The 24,527-nt window shown below is 70.2% G+C and carries 19 protein-coding genes; 7 read left to right on the top strand and 12 right to left on the bottom strand.

The features are described from left to right. Positions 1–45 precede the first annotated feature (45 nt). The 6 genes from AC07PR_RS23815 to AC07PR_RS23790 form a co-directional block, all read right to left on the bottom strand. Positions 46–561, bottom strand: a complete 516-nt coding sequence (locus tag AC07PR_RS23815) for a hypothetical protein (RefSeq protein ID WP_377158240.1) — start codon at positions 559–561, stop codon at positions 46–48. Positions 562–658: 97 nt separating this feature from the next. Then, complete coding sequence (locus tag AC07PR_RS23810; RefSeq protein ID WP_495136772.1) at positions 659–2,266, bottom strand: CYTH domain-containing protein; 1,608 nt, start codon at positions 2,264–2,266, stop codon at positions 659–661. Continuing rightward, positions 2,266–4,002, bottom strand: coding sequence for an alkaline phosphatase D family protein (locus AC07PR_RS23805; RefSeq protein ID WP_495136771.1), 1,737 nt, complete (start codon positions 4,000–4,002; stop codon positions 2,266–2,268). Before AC07PR_RS23805 ends, AC07PR_RS23810 begins: the two co-directional genes overlap by 1 nt. Next, positions 3,999–8,081, bottom strand: coding sequence for an alpha/beta fold hydrolase (locus tag AC07PR_RS23800; RefSeq protein WP_495136770.1), 4,083 nt, complete (start codon positions 8,079–8,081; stop codon positions 3,999–4,001). The genes AC07PR_RS23805 and AC07PR_RS23800 overlap by 4 nt, the downstream gene beginning before the upstream one ends. 37 nt (positions 8,082–8,118) lie before the next feature. Then, entirely contained in the window at positions 8,119–9,921 is a 1,803-nt protein-coding gene (locus tag AC07PR_RS23795; RefSeq protein WP_495136769.1) for an ATP-binding response regulator, read from the bottom strand. Positions 9,922–10,248: 327 nt separating this feature from the next. Further along, complete coding sequence (locus AC07PR_RS23790; protein ID WP_483108590.1) at positions 10,249–10,827, bottom strand: HD domain-containing protein; 579 nt, start codon at positions 10,825–10,827, stop codon at positions 10,249–10,251. Between the two features lie 327 nt (positions 10,828–11,154). Here AC07PR_RS23790 and AC07PR_RS23785 point away from each other — a divergent pair, with 327 nt between their 5' ends. The 6 genes from AC07PR_RS23785 to AC07PR_RS23760 all read left to right on the top strand — a co-directional run bounded on the left by AC07PR_RS23785 (position 11,155) and on the right by AC07PR_RS23760 (position 16,262). Further along, positions 11,155–11,718 carry a cytochrome b gene (locus tag AC07PR_RS23785; RefSeq protein ID WP_377161620.1) on the top strand — a complete coding sequence of 188 codons (564 nt, stop codon included), beginning with the start codon at positions 11,155–11,157 and terminating at the stop codon, positions 11,716–11,718. Positions 11,719–11,806: 88 nt separating this feature from the next. Next, complete coding sequence (locus AC07PR_RS23780) at positions 11,807–12,448, top strand: YceI family protein (RefSeq protein WP_483108589.1); 642 nt, start codon at positions 11,807–11,809, stop codon at positions 12,446–12,448. 140 nt (positions 12,449–12,588) lie between these two features. Beyond that, positions 12,589–13,158, top strand: coding sequence for a YceI family protein (locus AC07PR_RS23775; RefSeq protein WP_495136826.1), 570 nt, complete (start codon positions 12,589–12,591; stop codon positions 13,156–13,158). 226 nt (positions 13,159–13,384) lie between these two features. Beyond that, positions 13,385–14,917, top strand: a complete 1,533-nt coding sequence (locus AC07PR_RS23770) for a sensor histidine kinase (RefSeq protein WP_495136768.1) — start codon at positions 13,385–13,387, stop codon at positions 14,915–14,917. Next, positions 14,914–15,369, top strand: coding sequence for a hypothetical protein (locus AC07PR_RS23765; RefSeq protein ID WP_377158255.1), 456 nt, complete (start codon positions 14,914–14,916; stop codon positions 15,367–15,369). The genes AC07PR_RS23770 and AC07PR_RS23765 overlap by 4 nt, the downstream gene beginning before the upstream one ends. A 56-nt stretch (positions 15,370–15,425) precedes the next feature. Beyond that, positions 15,426–16,262, top strand: coding sequence for a LytR/AlgR family response regulator transcription factor (locus AC07PR_RS23760; RefSeq protein WP_377158257.1), 837 nt, complete (start codon positions 15,426–15,428; stop codon positions 16,260–16,262). 26 nt (positions 16,263–16,288) lie between these two features. Here AC07PR_RS23760 and AC07PR_RS23755 read toward each other — a convergent pair whose 3' ends face one another. The 4 genes from AC07PR_RS23755 to AC07PR_RS23740 all read right to left on the bottom strand — a co-directional run bounded on the left by AC07PR_RS23755 (position 16,289) and on the right by AC07PR_RS23740 (position 22,567). Then, positions 16,289–18,952, bottom strand: coding sequence for a hypothetical protein (locus AC07PR_RS23755; RefSeq protein WP_495136767.1), 2,664 nt, complete (start codon positions 18,950–18,952; stop codon positions 16,289–16,291). After that, a complete protein-coding gene (locus tag AC07PR_RS23750) occupies positions 18,949–19,647 on the bottom strand; it encodes a lysoplasmalogenase (protein WP_495136766.1) in 699 nt (232 codons plus the stop codon). The genes AC07PR_RS23755 and AC07PR_RS23750 overlap by 4 nt, the downstream gene beginning before the upstream one ends. Before the next feature lie 162 nt (positions 19,648–19,809). After that, on the bottom strand, positions 19,810–20,373 hold the full coding sequence (locus tag AC07PR_RS23745) for an ImmA/IrrE family metallo-endopeptidase (protein ID WP_377158269.1): 564 nt from the start codon (positions 20,371–20,373) through the stop codon (positions 19,810–19,812). A gap of 127 nt (positions 20,374–20,500) precedes the next feature. Continuing rightward, complete coding sequence (locus tag AC07PR_RS23740; protein WP_431101325.1) at positions 20,501–22,567, bottom strand: ATP-dependent helicase; 2,067 nt, start codon at positions 22,565–22,567, stop codon at positions 20,501–20,503. A gap of 63 nt (positions 22,568–22,630) precedes the next feature. Here AC07PR_RS23740 and AC07PR_RS23735 point away from each other — a divergent pair, with 63 nt between their 5' ends. Beyond that, positions 22,631–22,999 carry a DUF1304 domain-containing protein gene (locus AC07PR_RS23735; RefSeq protein WP_495136765.1) on the top strand — a complete coding sequence of 123 codons (369 nt, stop codon included), beginning with the start codon at positions 22,631–22,633 and terminating at the stop codon, positions 22,997–22,999. A gap of 104 nt (positions 23,000–23,103) precedes the next feature. Here the strand turns inward: AC07PR_RS23735 and AC07PR_RS23730 are convergent, their stop codons facing one another. Then, the gene (locus AC07PR_RS23730) at positions 23,104–23,934 is read right to left on the bottom strand and encodes a substrate-binding periplasmic protein (protein ID WP_495136764.1); all 831 of its coding nucleotides are present in this window, start codon (positions 23,932–23,934) and stop codon (positions 23,104–23,106) included. Between the two features lie 56 nt (positions 23,935–23,990). Next, positions 23,991–24,470 carry a hypothetical protein gene (locus AC07PR_RS23725; protein WP_483108583.1) on the bottom strand — a complete coding sequence of 160 codons (480 nt, stop codon included), beginning with the start codon at positions 24,468–24,470 and terminating at the stop codon, positions 23,991–23,993. Positions 24,471–24,527: the final 57 nt, after the last annotated feature.

Genomic DNA, 24,527 nt, shown 5'->3' with positions numbered 1-24,527 from the left:
GCGGCGACGTCTGCCCCCACCGATCCCGCCGATCCGGCGCAGCGTTCAGTCCGGCGCGCCGGGCGCCCGGTAGAACATCGCGGTCGGCGTCTTGCCGCCCTGCCCGCTCGCCCAGCGGAAGTGCGGGTAGGTCGCCTGGTTGTCGACGACGATCATCTCGTCCTGGTTGACGCATCGGACCACCAGGAAGACGTGGTCCTCGCCGTGGTGCTTGTCCTCGCGGCAGGTGCTGCCGACGTCCCCGCCGCGCTGGCTGCCGGGAGGCACCTCGATCCAGCCGCGCGCGAGCAGTGTCGCCGGCACGTCGATCGCCCAGCAGAGCTCGGGCACATCGAATCCCGCCGCCCGCATCAGCACCGACAGCGTCATCGCGCATCCGTCGGCGGGATAGGTGCCGCCCTCGGGATCCAGCAATCTGCGCGCGGCGAGCGCCTGCGCGGCGCTGAGCCGGTCGGGATCGACCGCCAGCGCCAGCAGCCCGGGAATCCGGGCGCGATCCGGGACATCCTCGGCGGGACGGGGAGGAAGTTCGGTGAACGGCAGAGGATGGAACAACGGCATGGGGGCCTCGCAATGACTGGAATGAGGGAGTGCGTCCCGTCGCCTCGGCATGAGGCTGCGGGCGCCCTCTTCAGTGAAGTCAGTCGGCCAAAATGCTTCAGTCCTGCTTGCGGCGCTGCGACGGCTTGGCAGTCTTGGCGCGCTTCGAGGCGTCGCCCACGCCCATGAGCTTCACGGCCTTGACCGCCTTGGTCGCCTTCTCCAACGCCTGCCGCTGACGCGGCCTCAGCCATCCCAAGGCGAAGCCGGCTGCTGCCGCCGCCGGCACGTCGCTTCGTGCCATCGCCAGCGCGAGTTGCTCACGCGCCTGGGACAGGCCAACCTCGAGATCGTTCAGCGCACCGAGCCGCTGCGCGGCCTCGTGGACACGGGCGAGCTCCCGGGCCCGGCGTTCGATGTCCTTCTTGGTCAACTTGCCGTCGTCGACACCGGCCGGGACCGCGAATGTCAGCTCCATCGCCAGGCGCAGGCGTCTCAGGCGGCGCCGCAGGTGATGCCGTCCCTCGACATCGAGACGATCGAAGCGTCTGACCTGCTTGTCCGTCGCGGCGCGCCACTGCGCGAGGTGGGCATGGACGGGGGCCAGGCCTTGCGTCCCTTCGGGCCCATGGTCCGGCGCGGGGCGCGCGAGCCAGCCGATGACCGCGAGCAGCCAGCCCTGGACCTCCGGCGTGAGCAGCAGGCCGGCGACGTCGATGGGCGCTGCGGGCGAGACCTCGGAGGCCGCGGACGGACGCTCGGCGCGCCAGGCGGCAAGCATCGTCGCGCGCCAGCCGGCTTCGGCCTGCGCATCCGCGTCGCGCGCGGCGGTGAGCCGTCGCGACAGCTGCCCGGCGCCCTCGGCGAGCGCGAGCAGCGCGACGTCGTCTTCCGCCGCCAGCAGCCGCAGGCCGGCGCGCAGGCGGCGCAGACCGACGCGCATCTGATGCAGGTGCTCGGGCCGATGCCGGCCGCTCGCGATCTGCGAGGCATTGCCGACGACCGGCTCCAGGCACTCGCGCAGCAGCACGTGGAGCGCGTCGTCGCAGCTCATGTCCCCGGTCCAGTGGATCGCATGGGAATCGGCGACCGGTGCGCAGTCGAGCTGGCGCGCGAGCAGGTCGCCACGCAGCGCTTTCGTACGCAGCTCCAGCGACAGCCCGAAACGCTCGATGGCCCATTGCCGCGCCGTTTCGAGCACGGCGCGGGCTTCGCCGCTCTTCAGTTCGATCTCCAGCTCGGCGACCGGCGTGCTGCGCAGCGAGTCGCCCTCGCCCGCGAGCAGCGCGCCGTGATCGAGCGCCAGTTCGACCGTGCCATGCGGCGTGCGCAGCGGCCGCGTCAGGCGGGTGATGTCGGTGCGGAACAGCGCCTGCAGCGCGCCTTCGGGCAGCGTGGCCAGCAGCGTCTGCAACGCCTGCCCGGCGGGATGGTCGACGTGCCGGGCGACGTCGAGCCGGGGAATGTCCGCGCCGAGCGGCACGTTGTGTTCGAGGCGGGTCATGCCGTCGGGCGCGGCGCCCTTGAGCGTCTGCACCCAGACCTCGCCCTCGCGCCGCAGACGCAACGCAAAGCCGGCGCGCGCGAGGTCGCGCTCGGGCGTATCGAAGTACGAGGCCTGCAGGCGCTCCTGCGCCGCGACGGACTTGCCCGCCCCCGCGACCCAGCGGCGCACGGCGGGCCATTGCGATTCGGGGATCTGGAAACGCAGTTCGATTTCGGTCATCAGGCAGTGTCGCATGGGCGAAATGACAGCACGGCATCCGGTTCGGCCCGCACCGCACCGGCTCGGTCAAACCAGAGTTCGACCTCCCCACCTCGCACGCGGAGCACCGCGAAGCCATCGCCCGGATGGTCGGCCCATGCGCTGACGACGCATCGCAGCCGCAGGCCATCCGGGCCGTCGAACTCGAACACGTCGGACGCGGCCAGCTCCTCGGCCGCCGTGATCGCGAACGGCCAGGGCGCGTAGAGCGCGGAGCTGTGGACCGAGTGGATGCGCACCGAGCCACGGTCGTCACCGTCGACGGCGGAGATCTCCGCGCTCACCCAGCCCGAGCGGTGCTCGTCGCCCGACAGGAACACCAGTCCCGAGGCACGATGCCGCCACACCAAGCCCAGCAGTTCATGCAGGCTGTGCGGGTAGCCGTCCCATCCATCCGAACGCAGGCAGCTCGCCGCGTGCTCAACGCTCATCCGGCGTCGCGGCAGCGGCAGCGAGCCGCTCAGCACGAACTTCGGCCGAGACGCCCCGCGCGACAACCATTCGTTGAATGCATCGCGTTGGGTGGTCGACCACAGGCGCGCGCTCGACCAGTTTGCGACGCGTCGTGCCTCGCGCTCGCAGCGCGCGTCGGCGATGAAGAAGGCCGCGCCGCGCCAGTCGAACTCGTGCCACAGCAGTTCCGGGCCGCCCACGCGGGGGCCGGCTTCCCACCGGTGATGCCAGGCGGCCTGGCGCGCGACATCGAACCAGGGGCCGTTGCCGCCGTGGCTGGCGCCAGGACCCGGTTCCCAGTTGTCGACGATCTCGTGGTCGTCGATCGCCTGCACGACGCGCGCCACCGTCGGTGGCAGCAGCCGCACCGGACCGGCCTTGAACTCGCCGTAGGCGCGCGCGTACCGCTCTATGCCGCTGCGCGAGTCGGCCAGTCCGCCGCTCGCATCCGCATAGATCTGGTCGCCGGCGAACAGCACCAGCGAGCAGTCCTGTCCTCGCGCCGTGGATCGCGTGAACTGGTGCAGTCTCGCCAGTGACGCAAGACCTGGCCCCGCCTGCGACGCATCGAGTTCCCACCCCGGACTCACATCCAGCAGGCCCGGCGGGTACTGGCACGCGGCAAGCGCGAAGCACAGGCCTCCGTCGTCGACGGTGACCTCCGACCCGCCCGGCGAGGGCACGAAGCCATGCGCCCAGCGATGCGGCGGCAGATCGAAGAACTGATCCAGCGCGCCTTCAACCTGCGCGTGCAACTCCTCGTCGCCAAGCTCGTGCATCACGCCGCGATGCGCGCCTTCCATGGCCAGCGCGCGCGGCTCCAGGTACAGCGCCACCAGCAGCAGGCCGTGGATGTCGATCTCATGCTCGTCGCCGTCGCTGCCAGCCGCGGCGTCGTTCTTCGAGTGCCCCGCTGCATCGGACATCGCGCGCGGCGGCACAGGGAACGCCTCCACGGCCTGCGAGGTCCGCCAGGGCGCGCCCGGCTGCCCCACGCCCGGTGGCACGAAGGACTCGATCCGCCAGGGCTGCGGCAATTGCTCGTAGGTCCAGCCGCCGCGCCACCGCATCGGCACCCACAGCAGCCAATGCGGCCAGCCACGCTCCGGTCGCAGCGCTGTGAGCAGTGGCACGCGGCCGGTCTCCGGCGGCGCCCGCTCGATGCGATGACCCGGCGCCTCGGCGCCGATCAGCAGCGCGTTGGCCGGCGCGCCCCGGCGCGTACCGTGCAGGACTCCGCTCATGACTGCGGCTCCTCGGCCAGGAAGGCCAGCACGTGCGGGAACACCTGCGTCGCGACATGGCGTCCGATCAGGCAGTCCTGATGCCCGTGGCCCGCGATCACCCGGTAGCGATAACGGCCCGGCGCGGCCTGGTCGTAGTAGTCCTTCAGCAGCTCGGCGCTGTCGGCGCTGCACAACCCGTTGTCCTCGCCGTGCAGCGACAGGACCGGGAACGCCTTGAGCAGCGCCAGGCTCTTCGCCAGACTGTCGAGATAGACGCTCGCGCCCTGCCAGTCGGTGATCTCGTGGCATCGGGCGAAGTGGATCGCCTGCGCGACCGTGTCCATGTTCAGCGGCCCGAAGTGGTCGTCGATGAATGCCAGCACCGCGCGATCGACGTTGCCGATCGCGAAGTCGCGCCCGTACAGCAGGTCCATGCGGTGCCGCGTGGCGGTCCAGGGCGTGCGCCTCATCCGCCATGGCGGCCAGGGCGGCGGGTTCTCCAGATCGAACTCGGCCTCCGGATACGGCAGGCTGGCCAGCAGCCGGTCGAGCAGGTGATCGAACAGCGTCGGCGTGCCCTCGGGCCGGAACGCATACCCGCCCAGCGGCAGGTAGGGCCGCAGGTACTGCATCAGCACGCCGCGCAGGCTGTTCGTCGGCGACATCACCATCAGCGGCGTGACCTGCGAGATCACCAGCTTCGAGATCCGGTCCTTCAGCGCCGCGCGCAGTGCGAAGCAGCGTTCCCACGGCTGCTCGCGCGGCTCCAGCAGCGCCATGTGCAGCATCACCGATCCCATGCAGTGCGCGAGGACGTTGAGCCGCTCCCGACCGGTCTCGCGCAGCACACGATCGACGGCCAGCGGGATGTCGTTGAACGCGGATTCCTCGAAGGTCCACGGCAGCGTGGCCGTCGGCAATCCCGCGCTGGTGCGCAGGTCCAGCAGCCAGACGTCGTGGCCCGCGTCCCACAGCAGCTGGGCCGGACCGGGGCGCACCGAGTGGTGCGCGAAGGTCGTGCCGCTGGCGCTGTAGCCATGGATCATCAGCACGGGTTCGCCGCCCGGCCGGCCGTAACGCGTCAGGCGGATCAGCACCGGCCGGTCGTCGTCCTCGCGCGTCGGGCGGTCCAGGTCCTGGCGCTGCGCGCCCGCGTCGCCCCAGCGGCCGGCGGCCATCTCGATCACCACGGGATCCGGCAGTCCCGGCACCGTGCCCGGCAAGCGCGAGATGCGCCGCCGCGGCGCCTCGTCGGGCTTGCGGAAGGTCCAGGCATGCAGCCCGATCGTCATCCGCGCGATGTAGGCCATCAACGCGCCGACGTCGCGCGCCGCCGAAGGGATGTCGCGCGCCTGCCGGATGCGCAGCAGCGGCAGCCGCTCGCGGGCGAGGTGGTGCATGTCCAGCGTCAGGACGATGTCCCGCGCGCCCGGTGGCGGCGCCATGCCGGCGGCCGGCGTCAGCGTCATGCGGCTCAGCTGCGTCCAGGGATTGCCGCGCCGCGTGTAGCTGATCCGCTTGCATCCGCGCAACGACTGCCCGCGCAGCCCGGCGGCCCACGCGGGCAGGTCCGCGGCCGGGTCGATGAGCACCTGGTAGCGCATCACCCGCGCCTCGCCCGCATGGCCCGAGAGGTGCCAGGCGTTGACGGCCCGCGCGCGCAGGCCTGCTCGTGCCGCGCCCGGCGTCCTGGGCGGCGATCGGTGCCCCGCCCAATCGATCAGACCCTGCCAGGCGTCGCGCACGCCGCGGTTGATCGCCCAGGCCCACAGCCCGCGCGCATGCCGCCGCAGCGATCCCGAGTCCTCGCGCTGGAACAGCGTCAGCACGCCTTCCGCCAGCGGCGCGGTGAACAGTGCGTGCTCATCGCCGCGTTCCTCGTGCGCCCAGAGGCGGCCGTCGCCCGGCTTCGGGCCGACGATCTCGAAGCATCCGGGCCGTCGCTCGCGAGCCTCGAAGACGCGAAGCCGGCTGCCCGGCGCCACGATCAGTCGCCGCTCGGGGCCAGGTCTCAACAGCTCCACCAACGCCTTCGGACGGAAGACGACGCAGAGCTCCACGTACTTCACCGGCGAGCCCGGCGCTCCGGACCAGCGCACGAAGCCGCCGAGGCGCTCGCGCACCTCGATCACCGTGGCTTCGGGGGCACTGGCGGCGCCGTCGTTGCTCGCGCTGCCGCCATTGCCGGAGTGACCGGCGGCGGAGGACGGCGGCCCACCCCGTCCAGGCCCGGCAGGCAGGCGGAACACGGGACGCTCCGGCTCCCGGCGCCGGGCCACCGGCGATGGCGCGCCCAGTCGCCAGAGGACGGCGAGCCGGTCCAGCGCCCGCTGCGCCAGCGCGCTGATCGTCAGCGCCGGATTGATCGCGATCGAGCCCGGCACGATCGAGCCGTCCAGCACGACGAGCCCGTCGTGCACCGCCTCGCCGTCGCCGGAAAACACCCGCCCGATCGCGTCGACAACGCCGTCGCTGCCGAGGTCCCCCATCGCGCAGCCCCCCAGCGGATGCACGCTCACCATCGGCCCGCGGGCGTCGTTCGTCAGGAAGGCCATGTCCGGCGGCAGCAGCTGCCACAGCGGATTGCGCAGCAGCCGCGCGCCCTGGGTGTGGCAATGACGCGCCAGCGCCTCGTGACGGCGCGCGATCGCGGGTTCGTCGCGCAGCCCGGGCCAGTCGACCTGCAGCCCGCCTGGCTCCTCGAACCCTTCCCGCCGGACCAGCCGGCCGGTGCCGCTGTCGCGACCGACGATCGCCAGCGGCAGCTGCCGCTCGGTCACGGAAGGACGGACCGCGAAGGGATCGTCGAAATCGGCGCGCTCCTCATGCGGGCCGGCGTTTGAACGGGCCAGCGCATCCAGCGTCGCCGCCAGCGCGAAGCCCTCCTCGAAGACCGGACGCAATGCGCCGGGAATCGCCAGGTCCTCGACGACATGATCCGGCCCGGCGTCCCACACACCGGTGATGGTCGGACCCACCTGGCGCGCCGCGGCCGGCTGGTCCTCGTCGGCGACCGCATGGACCGCCCGCGGCCAGCCGTGGCCGACCGCGATCACGTCGCCGTTGGCCGAGAACGCCTGCCCCAGCATCCGCGACAGCGTCAGCCCCCGGTCCCGCGAGCGCATCAGGATCTCCGTCGAGCCCAGGGTGCCGGCAGCCAGGATCACCCGACGGGCGAGCACCTCGAACGGCTCGCCCTGCCGCCGGCGCAGCAGCTCGTCGGTGTGCTGCAGCGTGACGCGCCAACCGGCGCCGGGGGCCGCCACCAATGCTTCGACGCTCGCGCCGCAGACCAGCTCCGCGCCCTGCCGCCAAGCCTGCAGCAGCAGGCTCGTGTCGAGCGACTGCTTGGCCTCGTGGTTGCAGCCGGTCGCGCAGTCGCCGCAGGCGATGCAGGGCTGGTGCGACCATTCGGCCGCACCGCGCGGGCGCGCGTCCATCGCGACCTGGATCCTCGCCGCGCGCGTGCGCGCCGGGTCGAGCGCCTTCAACGCGTCGAGCCGGCGCGTCTTGAAGCCGGCCTTCGCGCGCAGGCGTTCGATGGTGTTGTCGCCCTCGTCGTCGCGGACGCCCAGCAGCCGCTCGGCGCGCTCGAACCAGGGCGTCATGTCCTCGCGCAGGAAAGCCTGCGGCCAGCCGGGTTCGCGGAACACCGCCGGCGCGGGTCGCTCCATCACGCCCGCGTTGATCAGCGATCCGCCCCCCAGGCCGTTGGCCAGGGCGACACAGACATCCGGTCCCAACCGCAGGTCGAAGAGCCCTTCGCGACGTCCCGTCGGCGCATCCACGCCGGGACGCGCCAGCCGCACGTGACCGGGCAGATCGGCGAAGCGGCTGGGGAACGCCCCGGGCAGGTACTCACGCCCGCGCTCGAGCACGACCACGCTCAGCCGCCGGCCGTCCTCGTCGCGACGTCCCGCGAGCGCATGCGCCGCCGCGGCGCCGCCATAGCCGCTGCCGACGATCAACACGTCCACGGCGGCCGGGCCCGGCTCCGGGACCGACAGCCGCCCGGCCATCCAGTCCTCGAGCGGCCGCGACAGCCAGCGCGTGCCCGAGGGTCTCGGCCGCCGAGCGTCGGTGCCGTCCGACGTCACGCGAGCCGCCGTGTCGGACGACGCGGCAGACGGGGCCTCAGAGGGGACTCTCGGCGCCTCCTCGAACGGTCGAGACATCGGCACCCTCCCTGCGATATTCGGCCAGCGCGGCCTGCATCGCGTTGATGAGCAGCTCCTCGGTGACCGGTTTGTGCAGCAGCGTCAGGCCCGCCTCGTGGGCCTCGCGCAACCGCTCGGGCGCAGTGTCGCCGCTCACGATCAGCGCGGGCAGTCCCGGGAACGCGCTTCGCAGCGAGCGCACCGCGCTGATGCCGTCCTCGCCGCCGCGCAGCCGGAAGTCGGTCAGCAGCAGGTCCGGCTGCTGGCCCATGCTCTTGAGCAGGCCCTCGCGGGTGCTGCCGGCCAGCAGCACCTGGCAGCCGTGCGCCGTCAGCAGCGCGTGCATCGCGACCCGCACCGGCTCCTCGTCGTCGATCACCAGCACGCGCATGGGCGGCAGCGCCGGGCCCTGCGTCGGCGTCGAGCCGGGTCGCACCAGCGCAATGTCGGCGGCGGTCACGTTCAGCATGAAGCTCGAGCCGTGCCCCGGCGCCGACCGCAGCGCCAGGTGCAGGTCCAGCAGGTCCACCAGCCGCGTCACGATCGACAGGCCCAGCCCCAGGCCCTTGGTGCGGTCGCGCTCCGGGTTCCCGACCTGGTAGAACTCGTCGAAGATCCGCTGCTGCTCGTGCTCCGGGATGCCCATGCCGGTGTCGCGCACCGTCAGCCGCCAGACTTCCTCGTCCTGGCCGCGATGGACCTCGATCGCCACCTCGCCGCGCGCCGTGTACTTGAGCGCGTTGTCGATCAGGTTGCGCACCACGCGCTCCAGCAGCACGGGGTCGCTCTCGACGCAGGCCTCCGGCGGGCAGTCCAGTCGCAGCAGCAGGTGCTTGCGCAGCGCGGTGGGCTGGAACTCCCGCTGCAGCCGGCCCAGCCAGGGCTGCAAGGCGAAGACCTGGTTGTTCACCGGCACGACGTTGGCGTCGAGCTTCGAGATGTCCAGCAGCGCATCCATCTGCGAGGACAGCGAGTGCAAGGCCAGGTTCATCTGCGTGACGATGACGCGGCCCTCGTCGTCGAGCGGGCGCTTGTCCAGCGCCGCGCCGAACAGGGACAGCGTGTGCATCGGCTGGCGCAGGTCGTGGCTGGCCGAGGCCAGGAAGCGCGTCTTCGCCGCCATCGCCGATTCCGCCTGCGACAAGGCCTGGCGCAGCTGCTGGTTGCTCTTGTTCTGCTGCAGCCGGATCAGCACCGACTCGGCGAAGACGCGGTAGGTGTCGCGCGCCAGGCCGGTCAGGATCAGGCCGAAGAAGACGATCAGCGCCGACAGCACCCAGTCCAGCCAGCGGTGCTCCGCGCCAGGCTCGTGGAACAGCCCCCACGACAGCGCGGTGGCGAGCGTCACCGGCCAGAGGAAGACCTGGAACACGACGCGGTGCCCGGCGGTCGTCGCGACCGCGCCGGCGCACAGGCCCAGCAGCACGATGGTCTGCACCATCCGCTGGAAGTCGCTCAGGTGGGGGGCTGCGATCAGCGAGGCGCTGAAGACCAGCCCGTTGGCCAGGCTCAGCCACACGGCCCAGTCCATGCGCTGTTCCAGCGGGCGGTCCTGCATTTCCGGCAGGCGGCCCAGCACGGCCCAGCGCGTCACCAGTACCGCGTACACGGCGGCCAGCCAGCCGTAGGCCAGCCAGGGCGACATCACGCTGGCCGCCATCACCGCCATCATCAAGGCGGCAATGCTCACCGGATAGGGGACGCGACGACCCTGCTTGCCGATCAGCCGCAGCAGTTCGAGCTCGACGCTCGCCTGCTCGGCGCTGCGCTCACCCGCCATGACCGGAACAGACAGCGCCTGGCCACTGCCGCGAATGGAAATGCATGGGTTGTGTAAGGCTTGTTCTGGGCCGGCAATATATCGTGCCGTGCCGAAAACGTGCCGCGCAGATAAAACTATGCCGACCACCGCCACCCTTGCGGGCTTTGGTAGGTCGGCATAGCACTCCTCCCCTTGATCACGACGCTGAGGTCCAGGCAGCGCGCGATCGGTACCCAGTATGCAAAGCGACTCGGGGGTCCGATATCCCCCTCAAGAGGGAGACACGCTTTGACATCGACCCATTCCGCATGTGCTCATCCGGAATGCGCCTATGCCGCCCGCGCCTCAGGCGATGCGCACCCGTTCCGGGGCCCGCGTGTCGTGCAGCAACTCTTCGAGCAGCACCAGGTAGTAGCCGAGCGGCGGCGTGCGCATGCCCGGCCGCTTGGCCAGATCATCCCAACGGCGCAGCTGCAGCGAGGCGCTCGCGTGCGGGTGGGCCATGAAGAGCAGCCGTTCCTCCGCATTCATCGGCCCGCCCTGCAACGCCAGGCTGTGGCGCGAGGCGTCCGACAGCCCCGGTCCGTATGCCGGGTCGGTGCTGACCAGGTAACGCTTGGCGGCGACGTGCAGGCGGATCGGCTCCACCACGGCCGGGCCCAATCCCCCGGCGCGCAGCAGCGGCAGCGCGGTCAACTCATGTTCGTCGTCCCGCAGAGGGGCGCCAGAACCGCCGTCCATCAGCTGCCCGATGTCGTGCAGCAGCGCGGCGGCTACAAGGCTATGCTCCGCGTGGGCCCACTCGGCCAGTTGGGCGCATTGGAGCGCGTGCTCCAGCGCGGTGACGGGCTCCCGGCGCTCGTCGCCGTACTGCAGGTGTCCGCGGCGGCGGAACACCGCCTCGATCTTGGCGATCAGGTCCATGGCAACTCCTAGCCATCGCTCCAAGGGCGGAGCGGGCGCCAGTCTCGACCCCGCCGATGACGGATCTGTGAAGCATGGCCGTGGCTCCCATTCAAATTGGATGAACAGTGGCCTCAGTTCCGGTGAACCGACGATGTACGGCGCACGCGGACACTTCATGCCATTCCGGACCTCCCGACGCCCCAGGTCTTCCCAAGGACGCGAGCCGACATGACTGCCATCGACAACCAGAACAACGACCCTGACCAGCAGCCCACGCTGCCCGCCGAGACCCACGATGGCACCGGGGCCCCCATCGCCACGTCGCCAGCGCCCGCGTCCACGGCGATGCCGCCGGTGCCGGCCGCGGTGCCGCCCACCGGCAAGACCCGGTACGACGGCCTGGCGATGCTCTTCCACTGGGTGCTGGCGATCGCGATCATCGGCACCTTCTCCGTGGGCTGGTACATGGCCGACCTGCCGTTCTCGCTGACGCGGCTGAAGCTCTTCAACTGGCACAAGTGGGCCGGCGTGACGATCCTGGCGCTGTCGGCGCTGCGGCTGCTGTGGCGCCTGACGCACCGCCCGCCGGCGGACCTGCCGATGCCGGGCTGGCAGAAGCTGGGCGCCCACGCGGTGCACTGGCTGCTGTACGCGGCCTTCTTCGCGGTGCCGCTGAGCGGCTGGGCCTACAGCTCAGCAGCGGGCTTCCCGATCGTGTGGTTCGGCGTGCTGCCGCTGCCGGACTTCGTCGGCAAGGACAAGGAACTGGCCGAATCGCTGAAGCAGGTCCATCAGTTCTTCGCCTATGGGTTGGGGCTGCTGGTGCTTGCCCACCTTGGCGCCGTGGTCAAGCATGTCGTCCTCGACAAGGACGGCCTGCTGCGGCGCATGCTCCCGGGCCGCGCCTGAGCGGCACGGCGACAGCCCCGGCCCGGACCGCAAGAAACAACACCTGACAACACCTGACCCCCAAGATCCACGACTGGCAGAGGACCTCATGACCGCACGCATGGCCACCCATCTCTCGATCACCGCGCTGTCGGTGCTGAGCGCCGCCCTCCTCCTGGCCGCGCCGGCGATGGCGCAGACCAAGCCGGCGGCAGCGCCCGCCACGGCAGCCGCCGCGACGACGGCGGCCGCGCCCAAGCTGGTGCCGGCGCAGAGCGACATCGCCTTCACCTTCCGCCAGATGGGCGTGCCGGTGGACGGTCACTTCAAGAAATTCGATGCGCAGCTGGCCTTCGATCCGAAGAACGCCGCGGCGGGCAAGGTCACCTTGTCGATCGAGCTGGGCAGCGCCACGCTGGGCGACGCCGCGACCGACGCGGAGCTGGTCAAGCCCGAGTGGTTCAACGTCAAGAAGGTCCCGACGGCCACGTTCCAGAGCACCTCGCTGAAGGCGCTGGGCGGCGGCAAGTTCGAGGCCGCCGGCAAGTTGACCATCAAGGGTCAGGTCAAGGACGTGGTCGTCCCGGTGGCGCTGGCCCAGGCCGGCGGCACGACGACGGCGACCGGCGCGTTCGCGATCAAGCGGCTGGACTTCAACATCGGCGAAGGCGAATGGAAGGACACCTCCATCGTCGCCAACGACGTGCAGGTGAAGTTCAAGCTGGCCATCACCGGCATGGCGCCGCTGTAAGCCGATTCCGCGGCCGATCCGCAGCCTCTCCCGATTTCTCCAACCGGTCCGGGTCCTTCGCCCGGTTCCTTCTCCACCGCGGTACCCGCCGCGGTTCCATCACTGTTCCGACAACTGTTCGACAAGGACCCACCACCATGATGAAGAAAGCCCTGCTGCTCGCCTCCCTGCTCGCCGTCGCCGGCCTGGCCCAGGCCCAGAGCGCGACCTACGCGATCGACCCGACGCACACCTACGCCACGTTCGAGATCAAGCATTTCGGCACCTCGACCAACCGCGGCCGCTTCGACAAGAAGGAAGGCACCGTGCAGTTCGACAAGGCTGGCAAGTCGGGCAAGGTCGAGATCACCTTCGACATGAACGGCATCAGCACCGGTTCGACGCAGTTCGACACCCACCTGAAGAGCAAGGACTTCTTCGACGTGGCCAACAACCCGACGGCCAAGTTCGTCGGCGACAAGTTCACCTTCTCGGGTGACAAGGTCGCCTCGGTGGCCGGCCAGCTGACGCTGAAGGGCAAGACCGCGCCGGTGACGCTGACGGCCACCAACTTCAACTGCTACGAGAACCCCATGCTCAAGCGCGAAGTCTGCGGCGGCGACTTCGAGACCACCTTCGACCGCACCGCCTTCGGCGTCGACTACGGCATCCAGTACGGCTTCTCGAAGGACATCAAGGTCATCGTCCAGGTCGAGGCCGTGAAGCAGTAATCCCCTCGGGAACACTTCACAACCATGCCGAAAGGCCCGCGGAAGCGGGCCTTTCGCGTTTGTGGCGCTTCTGGCGCCCGCACCGATGGGGGGCGCATGGGCCATCCGGGCCTCCGGCCTGTCGCCGATCGGTGCAGTCCATCCCGCCGTCTTCACGGCGCGTCGCCCGCCGCCCCGGGAGCGCCGGGGTCTTGCGTAAAGTGCGAGCCATACGACAGGTCCTCCCATGAACGCGCCGACTCCCGCCTCCCCCACCCCGCGCCAGCGCTGGCAGAGCTTCATGAAAGCCGCCGAGCAGGGCTTCCACGCCTACGGCAACTGGCTGGTGTCCATCACCTGGAAGCGCTTCACGCTGCTGGCGGTGATGCTGATCATCGGCGCCAACATCCTCCAGACCCTCCCGCCCTTCTCCTTCAGCTGGCAACTGCCGGTCGAGACGACCGAGACCATCCATCCGCCCAAGGACCTGCGCCGCGACCGCGACACGGACCGCGAACGCCGCGAGAAGCAGCGCGCCGCCGAAGCGGAGAAGAAGGTGGCCGAGGCGCAGAAGAAGATCGACAAGGCCACGAAACCCGCCGACTCCGCCGAAGCCGGCTCCGAGGCGGGTCACGGCGCGTCCGCCGCGGTCGACGGCGACGGCCTGCGCTACGAAGTCCAGATCGACAGCCGCGGCGTGCGCATCGTGCCGCGCCATCCGGCCTCGCCAGCCAGCGCCGCGTCCGCAGCCGACGCCGAAGGGGCCGTCGACCCCAACCTGCCGTCCGTGGACATCCGCATCCCCAACGAGAAGCAGCGCGAGGCCATCCGCGACGCGGTGAAGTCCGCCGCGGCCGACGCCAAGCGCGCCCTCGAGGAGGCGGCGGAAGAAGCCCGGCAGGCCAAGGCCGATGCCGAGGAAGCGCGTGACGAGCTCGAACAGGTCCAGCGCGAGACCTCGCGCAAGACGCGTTATCGCACCGTGCACCTGGGCGACTTCCTCGACAAGCTGGCCATCCTGGTCGTGCTGGCCTCGGCGCTGCTGAAGGCCACCTACAAGGGCCGCCTGCAGGCCGAGGTGAAGGCCGCCAAGGCCACCGAGACCGCCGAGGCCGAGTCGCTGCGCCGTCAGGTCGTCGAAGCCCGCATGGCCGCGATGCAGGCGCAGGTCGAGCCCCACTTCCTGTTCAACACGCTGGCGTCGATCGACCATCTGATCGAGACCGATCCGCCGCGCGCCTCGCAGATGCAGAAGAACCTGATCGCGCTGCTGCGAGCCTCGATGCCGACGATGCGCGAGGCCAACGCCAACGGCGGCGTGCGCGACCTGGGCCGCGAGATGGCCGTCATCCGGCCCTACCTCGAGATCCTGCAGGTCCGCATGGAAGAGCGCCTGGTGTCGCGCATCGAGGTGCCGGACGGCCTGCTGTCCGCCGAGTTCCCGCCCATGATGATCCAGAGCCTGGTCGAGAACGCCATCAAGCACGGCCTCGAACCCAAGGCCGAGGGCGGCAGCCTGCTGCTCAAGGCCGAGATCGTCCACGGCAAGCTGCAGGTCACCGTCGCCGACACCGGCCTGGGCTTCGGCCGCGCCGCGACCTCGGGCACCGGCGTCGGCCTGGCCAACATCCGCGAGCGGCTCTCGCTGCTCTACGGCAAGGCCGCCAGCGTCACCGTGGCCGAGAACCAGCCGTCCGGCACCGTCGTGATCATCACCGTCCCCTACCGGACCTCCGCCCACCACGCGCCCGAACAAGGAACGCAAGGAGCACACGCATGAAAACGCTGTTCAAGACCCTTCTTGTCCTCGGATTCGTCCTCGTCGCCGGCGCGCTGCTGCTGGGCTGGGGCGTGATCCATCTGCTCGGCGACGTCCCGGGCGTGCACCTCACCGTCGACGGCGAGGAAGTCATCCTGAGCGGCATGGGCATCGCCGACGCCTTCGGCGCCGGGCTCGGCCTGATCATCGCCATCGTCGTGATGTGCCTGGTCGTGCCGCTGGTGCTGCTGCTCGGCCTGGGTCTGCCGCTGCTGATCCTGGGCGGGCTGGCGCTCGTGGCGCTGGCCGCGCTGGCGGGCGTCGGCGCGGTGGTGGGCTCGCCGCTGCTGCTCATCGGCCTCGTCGTCTGGCTGATCGTGCGCGACAAGCCGCGCAAGGCGCCGCGGGTGCCGCCCGCGCCGGCAGCGCCCGCCATGACGTCCACGCCGGCCGAACCGTCCCTCCACGCCTGAGACCACGCGCGGGTCCACCGCCGGATCGCCCCTCACCTGCCCTAACATCGCCTCCCATGAGCGACACCAGCGACACCCACCACGCCCCCCGCGCCGTCCTCGCGGACGACGAACGCCTGATGCGCGAGCAGCTGCGCAGCCGCATCGCCGAGGTCTGGCCCGAGCTGCAGATCGTCGCCGAGGCCAAGAACGGCCTGGAGGCGGTCGAACTGGTCAAGGAGCACAAGCCCGACCTGGTCTTCCTCGACATCCGCATGCCGGGCCTGACCGGCGTCGAGGCCGCCAAGCAGATCGCGCAGCTGCCCGACGACGACGACTGGCCCCTGCCCGAGATCGTCTTCATCACCGCCTACGACCAGTACGCGGTCGAGGCCTTCGAGCAGGGCGTCTGCGACTACGTGCTCAAGCCCGCCGAGCGCGATCGCCTGCTGGTCACGGTCGAGCGCATCAAGAAGCGCCTGGCCCTGCGCAGCGGCGAGGTCGAGCCCGAAGGCCCCAGCACCGGCACGCTGCAGCAGCTGCTGCACTCGCTGTCGGCGCGGGTCAACAACACCAGCGGCTCGCCACAGTACCTGCAATGGATCCAGGCCTCGGTCGGCCAGACGATCCAGATGATCCCGGTCGAGGAGGTGCTGTTCTTCATCAGCGACGAGAAGTACACCCGCGTCCAGACGCCGACCGTCGAGGCGCTGATCCGCAAGCCGATCAAGGAACTCGTCGACGAGCTGGATCCGAAGCTGTTCTGGCAGATCCACCGCTCGACGCTGGTCAACGTCAAGGCCATCAACGGCATCAGCCGCGACTTCCGCGGTCGTCAGCTGGTGGGTGTGCGCGGACTCGATGAAAAGCTCGAAGTCAGCCGCAGCTACACGCACCTGTTCAAAGGCATGTGACGCGGCCCAGAATCGGGCACACCGCGTCAGCGTGGCGGACCTTTCAGCTTGACGCCTGCCGCCGCCATCGCGCGGCGGACTTCGGGGGCGTCCTCGAAGGCCGACTCCAGCTCCGGCTGCAGGGTCTCCAGTTCCAGGCGGGAATCGGGATCGCCCGGGCGATGCGACTTGCGTGACGACGCCCGCAGGCCCAGCCCCAGCGCCATCAGCGCGTAGAACAGGAAGGCGATCCGCGGCGCGTCGATGAGGCTGTCGAAGAGCCCCACGATCACGAAGCCCGCCAGCCCGCCCACCACCGCCGGCGCCAGCGGATGGTGGCGCCCCGCGCCGAAGCTCAGGCGCACCAGCACCGTCACCAGCAGGCTGGTCCACAGCGCCAGGCCGAACAGGCCCTGCTCGAACAGCACGTGCGCCGGCAGGCTCTTCATGTGGAAGGGCATGTGGTTGCGGTCGCTGGTGAAGAACCAGCGCGCCAGACCCTCGTTGAAATCGCCGTTCCGCAGCAACGGACCGTGCACGCTGTCGACGATCGAGATCGACGCGATCTCCAGCACGCCGCCGCGCCAGTTCTGCGTCACCGAGGCCACCAGACGCTTCGGCGCCCAGGATCGGCCGCCGAAGTCGGCCGGCGCCTGGCCCAGCTTCAGTTGCACCGGCTGCCAGGCGCCGCCCATCGGCTCCACATCGGTCTCGCGGTCGACGCAGCGCAGCGGGTAGAGCAGGAACTTCTCGCAGATCTCGACGCGCAGGCGCGTCTTGAACTGCGTGCGCAGCGTCACCGTCGCCGCGACTTCGCCGGCGACCGCCGGCACGCGCTGGCTGAGCCGGAACATCTCGCCGTGCCCCATCTGGTGCAGGCCACTGGTCAGCGTCACCGTCGGATGCGGGAACGGCTCCGTGCCGGGCAGGCCGGACGCGGGCAGCTCGGAACGCGCCGCGTTCAGGTGGTAGTCACCGACGCGTTCATCGAAGGGCCCGCCGTTGGCGAAGCTCGCCGGGAAACGGCCGCTGCCCTTGCCCAGCAGCCATTCGTCCATGGACTTGAGCAGGCCCAGGCCGACGCGCCAATGCTCGAGACGACCTTCGAGATCCTGCTGCCCGGTCGACATCCGCTGACCGATGTAGGCGCCACCGCCCAGCGCCGCGACCACCGCGCACGCCAGCAGACAGCCCGTCCACACGAGGCCGCGGATGCGCCAGCCGGCGGTGCGCAGATCGGCGCCGACGCGCGGCGACCATTGCGTCGCGATCCACGCGATCGCCAGCACCGACAGCACGGCGGCGATCGCCACCACGTCCTGGCCGCCGCCCCAATGCGCCGCGACGAGCCCCGTGCCGGCGAGCGTCGCCATCCACACGATCGCCAGCGCGAAGGCCTGCGAGGGCTGCGTCAGTCCGCCGCGCCACAACCAGGCCAACCCCAGGCCGAGCAGGACGACGATGCCGTCGATCAGGTAGGCGCCCTTGGGCACGAGATCGATCAGCAATCCGCCGAGCAAGGCCAGCAGCAGCGCCGGCAGCGGCGACAGCGCCATCAGCGCCCGCTGCTGTCCGCGCGGCCACGCTGCACGCGAGGCAGGCATCGCGAGCAGCACCGCGACACTGCCCGCCAATGCGAGCAAGGCGCGATAGCCGCCCGCGCCGAAGAGCACCCAGGCGGCGACCGCGGTACCGATGATCACGCCGGCCGACCACGCAAGCGGCACCGTCCCGCGCGCACCGGGGAAGACATGCGACGACGGCGCCCCATCCGGTCGCGGCGCGTTCCGTTCCTCGCGGCGCTGCACCGCCCACAGCAGCGCGCAAAGCGCCATGCCGAACGGCACCGCCAGATAGACACCGCGCGAGAACGTCGTCAGCGACGCGTAGAACGCCAGCAGCATCACCGCCAGCGCCATCACGAAGCGCAGCGGGCGGCGCTCCCGCATCGCCCACAGCATCGCGAAGGGCAGGCTCAACGCCAGCGCGCCATCCAGCGACGCGCCGCCGACGTTCATCTCCCAGAACAGCGAGGTCGTGCGGTAGTCCGATGAGAAGTCCAGCAGCCCCGTGTAGACCCAGCGCTCCCACAACGCGCCGAGCGAGGTCGTGACCAGCACCAGCACCCAGGCCGCGCGCGACAGGCGCTGCACCGACGAGGGCCGCAGGTCCGACGCCTTCTGCCACAGCGGCAGCAGCAGCAGGACCAGGAAGAAGCTCTTGCCGGCGCGCAGGCTGTTCATCGGCTCCTGGAAGCCTTGCCAGAAACCGAACTGCACGCCGCCGGCCTGGTCGAAGCCGCGCCAGACGGCGATGAAGGCCGACAGCGCGAACACGGCCATCAACACCCGCACCGCGGCGCGCCAGCGCAGCGTCCGATAACGCCACGCCACCGGCTTGTGCGGCGGCTCGGTCACGGCGATCGCGGTGTAGCCGCCGGCGGCGACGGCCAGCACCAAAAGGTCGAGTTCCTCGAAGGTGATCCAGCCGGTCCACGGCGCGAACCCGATCACCGGCACCAGCGCGGGCACCAGCAGCGGCAACGAGCGCCATCCGAAGAAGCTGGCCACCGCGATCGCCACCCACAACGCGGTGGCGGCGACTGGTTCGACCGGGTAGTGCCGCATGAGCCAGAGCCCGACGGCGGCGCTGGCCACGCCGGTCACCAACGTGGCCAGCGATGAAGGGCGCCGAGGCAGGATGAATTTCATGCGCGGGGCCGTTCCAGGCTGCTGGCGATGCACCACTGCGCCGGCCAGTAGCTCGCGAGCACCCAGAAGCTGGCCATCTCCAGCGGGCCTGCGAACTTGTTGATCGCCAGCATCGCGTCGGAGAGCACGAACAGCGTGCCGCCCCACGCGGCCCAGCGCGCGAGCGGCTCATCGGGCTGGCCGACGCTGCCGCGCCACCAGGCCCAGGCCTGCGCCGCCATGGCCGACAGGCAGACGACGTAGACGACCACCGGTGCGCGCAGCTCGGCGGGGATGTGCGGCCAGAGCCGTCCCAGCACTGCCGCCGCGATGATGCCGAACATCAGGAAGGGCCAGCGCACGGCGCCCAGCTTCTTGCGGGTGCAGAAGCCGACGATGTAGCAGACATGGGCGGCCAGGAAGCTCACCAGACCGGGCAGGAAGCCCTGCGCCGGCCACAGCAGCGCGATGTCGCCCGCCAGCGAGCACAGCAGCCCGGCACGCAGCCAGCGCGCCAGCCGTGGACGCTCGGCGCCACGGCGCCAGGCGTAGAGCAGGATGAGGATCGTCGTCAGCGGCTTGAAGACGAAGGCCAGGGCCGGCGGCAGTTGCGCGGGCTGTGACAACGCGAGGATGGCGGCAGCCGCGCTGAGGAGGGTCAGCAGCGGGAGCGCGGCGGCGAGCCTGGTGGCGGACTTGGCGGCGGAGGCTGTCATGCGCCGGCATTTTGCCGTTTGCCGACGACGCCCACCCCCCGGTTCCGGGTGACATGGCAGACCTTACAGGGTCGATGCGGCGCGTGACGCTGACCGCCGCACCATGTCGATCACCGCCCGTGGCGCGCGCGAAGCGCACGAGGCGCACGGCATGCGCGAGGATCACAGATGCGACCAGTGCCGATCCAGGGCTTGCAGGCGTTCGTGGACGGCGGACTCGGGGACGAAGAACTTCTCCGAGAGCCTGCGGGCGCTGACGATCCCCTGGTTCATGAGCCGGTAGATCGCGAAGTCCGGCATCAGCAGGTCCAGCGCGAAGCGATGGGCGTCCTGCTCGATGCGGCGCGGGCTGTGAATGGAGAGGTTGGACGCCGTCTCCGGCGGTACCGCACCGTGCCCGAGCAGGTGATGGCCCAACGCATGCGCCAGCACGATGCGGCGTCGCATCGGGTCCTCGGCGAGGCTCAGCTCGATCACCGGGCGCTCGTCCAGATAGAGGAGCCGGCCGCGATGGGGATACATCGGCTCCCGCGGGCCGCCGCGGTCGCGGATCTCGACGCCGACGCCCTCCGCCAGTTCGTGGGCGTTCAGCGGCAGCGTGGCCTGGTCCCAGTGCGTCTTGCGCAGTTCATCGGCGAGGGCGTCGATGGCGCGGTGACGCGCCGCGGCGTCGGCCGGCTCGGGGGATTCTCGGAAGGGGTGGCAGGAAAGCGGGGCAGCGTCCATGGTCGGTCTCCTCGGCGGGCGCAGAGGGACCGGATGCTAGAAACGCGCGCCTCGCCGCGAAATGACTCGAACCAGTAAGAATCGTTCGCCCACCACCGTCACTGACTGTTCGAGTGACAGGTCTTGCTCAGCGATCGTCCTTCGCCGCCTGCGCCTGTTTCGCCGCGGTATCGGCGGCCTTGGCGGCAAGCTGCTCGCGCATGCGCTTGAGCTTTTCGCGGGGGTCTTCCTTGACCCCGCCCTCGCCGAGTTTCATCTCCGCGATGAAGCGGCTGGGCACGCCGACGACCGTCTCGCGGTTCTTCTTCCGCCGCCGCAGCGTCGACACCGCCAGCGTCCGCCGCGCCCGCGTGATGCCGACGTACATCAGCCGGCGCTCTTCCTCGACGCGCTGGGGCGTGAGCTCGTCGTTCTCGGCCTTGAACGGCAGCAGTCCTTCGTTGACGCCGGCCAGCATCACGTGCGGCCATTCCAGGCCCTTGGACGCATGCAGCGTCGTCAGCACGACCTGGTCCTGTTCCTCCTGGCGCTCGGCCAGCGAGAGGATCACGCTGATCGTCTGCGCCACTTCGAGCAGCGTCTGACGCGGGCTCTCGGTGGTGATGCCGCCGTCGGTCGAGATCTCGCCGCCGCAGCGCTTGGCGACCCAGTCGACGAAGTCCAGCACGTTGCTCCAGCGGGCCTGCGCGACCTTCTCGTTGTCTTCCTGGTCGATCAGGTACTGCTCGTAGGCGATGTCCTTGAGCCATTCCATGATCAGCGCCTTGCCCTCCTCGCCACCGACGGCATGGCGGGCGCGGTACTCGAGGTCGACGACATAGCGGCCGAACTCGTGCAGCCCGTGCAGCGCCTTGCTCGACAGCGTCGCCTTCAGCGACTCGGCGAACAGCGACTCGAACATGGACAGCTTCCACTTCGCCGAGAACTCGCTCAGGTGCCCCAGCGTCTGGTGGCCGATGCCGCGCTTGGGCGTGGTCACGGCGCGCAGGAAGGCCGGGTCGTCGTCCTGGTTCACCAGCAGCCGCAGCCAGGCGCAGAGGTCCTTGATCTCGGTGCGGTCGAAGAAGCTCTGCCCGCCGGACACCTTGTAGGGGATCTCCGCGCGGCGCAGCGCCTGCTCGAAGATGCGCGCCTGGTGGTTGGCGCGGTACAGGATCGCGAAGTCGGAGAACTTCGTCGTCGGATGGTTGGCCCGGATCGACTGGATGCGGGCGACGGCGCGCTCGGCCTCGTGCTCCTCGCCGTCGGCCTCGATCAGCGTGATGGGATCGCCTTCGCCGAACTCGCTCCACAGCGTCTTCGGGAACAGCTTCGGATTGCCGCCGATCACGTTGTTGGCCGCGCGCAGGATCGCGCTGGTCGAACGGTAGTTCTGCTCCAGCGGAATGATCTTCAGCTGCGGGAAATCGACCGGCAGCTTCTTGAGGTTCTCGATCGTCGCGCCGCGCCAGCCGTAGATGGACTGGTCGTCGTCGCCCACGGCGGTGAACATCGCGCGATCGCCGACCAGGCACTTCAGCAGCTCGTACTGGACCGCGTTGGTGTCCTGGTACTCGTCGACCAGCACGTAGCGCAGCGTCTCCTGCCACTTGCCGCGCGCCTCTTCATTGGTCTGCAGCAGCTTCAGCGGCATGCCGATCAGGTCGTCGAAATCGACCGCCTGGTACGCGGTCAGCCGCTCCTGGTAACGCTGCATGACGACGGCGGCGGCGCGCTCCATGTCGTCCTTCGCGTAGGCCAGCGCCTGCTGCGGGCTCAGGTTCTGGTTCTTCCACAGCGAGATGGTCCACTGCCAGGACTTCGCCGTCGCCGCGTCGGTCGTGCCGCCGGCATCGCGCAGCACGGACAGCACGTCGTCCGAGTCGAGGATCGAGAACTGCTCCTTGAGCCCGAGATGGCGCCCGTCCTGGCGCAGGATGCGCACCCCCAGCGAGTGGAAGGTCGACACCAGCAGCTCCGAGCCCGCCTTGTTGCCCACGAGGTGCTTGGCGCGCTCGCGCATTTCCTGCGAGGCCTTGTTCGTGAACGTGATCGCGGCGATGTTCTTGGGCCGGTAGCCCTCGGACATCAGCTTGGCGATCTTCTGCGTGATGACGCTCGTCTTGCCCGAGCCCGCGCCCGCGATCACCAGGCACGGCCCCGAGAGGTGATGCACCGCCGCCAGTTGGGCGGGGTTGAGCTGGGCTTTGGACATGGAACGTGGGGACAGGAAAGCGCGGAGGGGCCGGGGATGATAGCGGGACGTACAGTGCGAACCATGAACACAACACTTGCCATTGCCGCCAATGTCGTCGTCGCCCTCGTGGCGCTGATCCACGTCTACATCCTGATCCTGGAGATGTTCCTCTGGACCACGCACAAGGGTCGCAAGGCCTTCGGACTGACCCAGGAATTCGCCGAGGCGAGCAAGGTGCTGGCCGCCAACCAGGGGCTGTACAACGGCTTCCTCGCGGCCGGGCTGATCTGGGGTCTGGTGCTGGGCGCGGCCGGCGGACCGGTGAAGATCTTCTTCCTGGCCTGCGTGCTGGTGGCGGGCCTGTATGGCGCCGCGACGGCCAGCCGCAAGATCCTCTTCATCCAGGCCATCCCGGCGGCGATCGGCCTCGCGTTGCTGCTGTTGAGCTGAGGCAGCGCGGTCCGGGCCCAAAATGCCCGATTCGCCCGATTCGCCCGATTCGCCCGATTCGCCCGATTCGCCCGGGTCGCCCGGTTCGCCCGCCGGGACGCCGTTCAGTCCGGCAGCGCAACGCCGCGTCGTGCCGCCATCTGCTGCAGTTCCCCGCTGGCGCGCAGGCGCTGCATGCCGGCATCGACCAGCGCCGCCCAGGGCTCGCCCGCCGCGTCGCGACTGAAGGCGAAGTGGCCGCGCAGCTGCGCGAACGGCGGCGCGCACAGCACGACCTGGTCTGCCAGTCCCAGCTCCTGGATCACCGGTTCCGAATTGCGCTGGTTGGCCGCGATCAGGTCCAGCCGGTTGAGCTGCAGCATGCGCAGCGCGGTGGCCAGGTCCCGCACGGCGGTCACGTTCAGGCCCGCGCGCGCCTGCTCGAAGCGGTCGCCGTAGACCCACCCCTGCACCGCGCCGATCCGCAGCGGCTGCAGCGCCCGGAAGTCGTCCCACCAGAGTCCTTCCTCGCGGCGGCGCGCGTAGAACACCAGCGCGTCTTCGTAGAAGGCCAGGCGGGAGAAGCGCATCGATCGCTCGCGCTCCGGCGTGCGATACGGTCCGACGAGGATCTGCGCCGGACCATGTTCGATCATGGACTGTGCGCGCAGCCAGGGATAGAACTCGTAGCGCGGCTGGTGGCCGGCGGGGATCAGGATCGCGTCGAGCAGGTCGACGGCCAGGCCGCGCGGCTTGCCGCCGTCCATCCCGGGTTCGAAGAGCCGCGCGAAGGTCGTGCCCGCCACATGCACCTGCGCCGACCGCGGCCGTCCAACGCCGGGCGCACCGGTCAACGAAGGCAGCGCACCCGCCGCGCCCGCCATGCCGACGGCCATCGCGCCGAGCGCGGCATCACGGAGCAGGTGTCGACGGAAGGCGTCCATGGGAGTGCCCATGATAGGCGCGCGCTTCGTGCGCGGGCAGCCCCGCGACACGGGGTGGCGGACGTCCTTCAATGCCCGCGGGTCTCGGCGGCGAGGTCCTCCGGCACCAGCGCGCCGGGGATGAAGATGGGCGTGCGGATGGGATCGCGGCCGATGTCCTCGCCATGGGACCCGTGGACCGCGAACGCCGCCGAGAGCACGGCATGGACCTGCCCCATCGTCTCGTAGGACGGCGACGAGCCGCCGGCGAAGAACACCTTGGCGTCCCCGATGCCCAGCCCGCACAGCCCGTAGAGCCGGTCGCCGACGCGGGCGCAGAACTGGTCGGCGATCTGGCGTCCGATCAGCGAAGGCAGCCGGACCAGGTAGTCCCCCGTCCCCCCATCCACGGCCCAGCGCACCGACAGCCGCATCCAGTGCGCGTTCTTCCCGTCGATGCAGCTCTCGAGCACGCCGCGAAGCCAGGGCGAACAGTCGGGATCGGTGACCGAGTCCCGCCAGCAATTGCGCCAGTCCGCGGCGGACATCGGTCGAATTTCGAAACTCACGCACATCCTCCTCGCGTCGCGACCCATGGCGACAGAAGGACGATCGTAGGCAGAGGC

The sequence above is a fragment of the Roseateles sp. GW821-FHT09H11 genome (assembly GCF_059415845.1).
The sequence above is the reverse complement of the archived record's forward strand: the minus strand, read 5'-3'. Positions and strand labels throughout refer to the sequence as shown.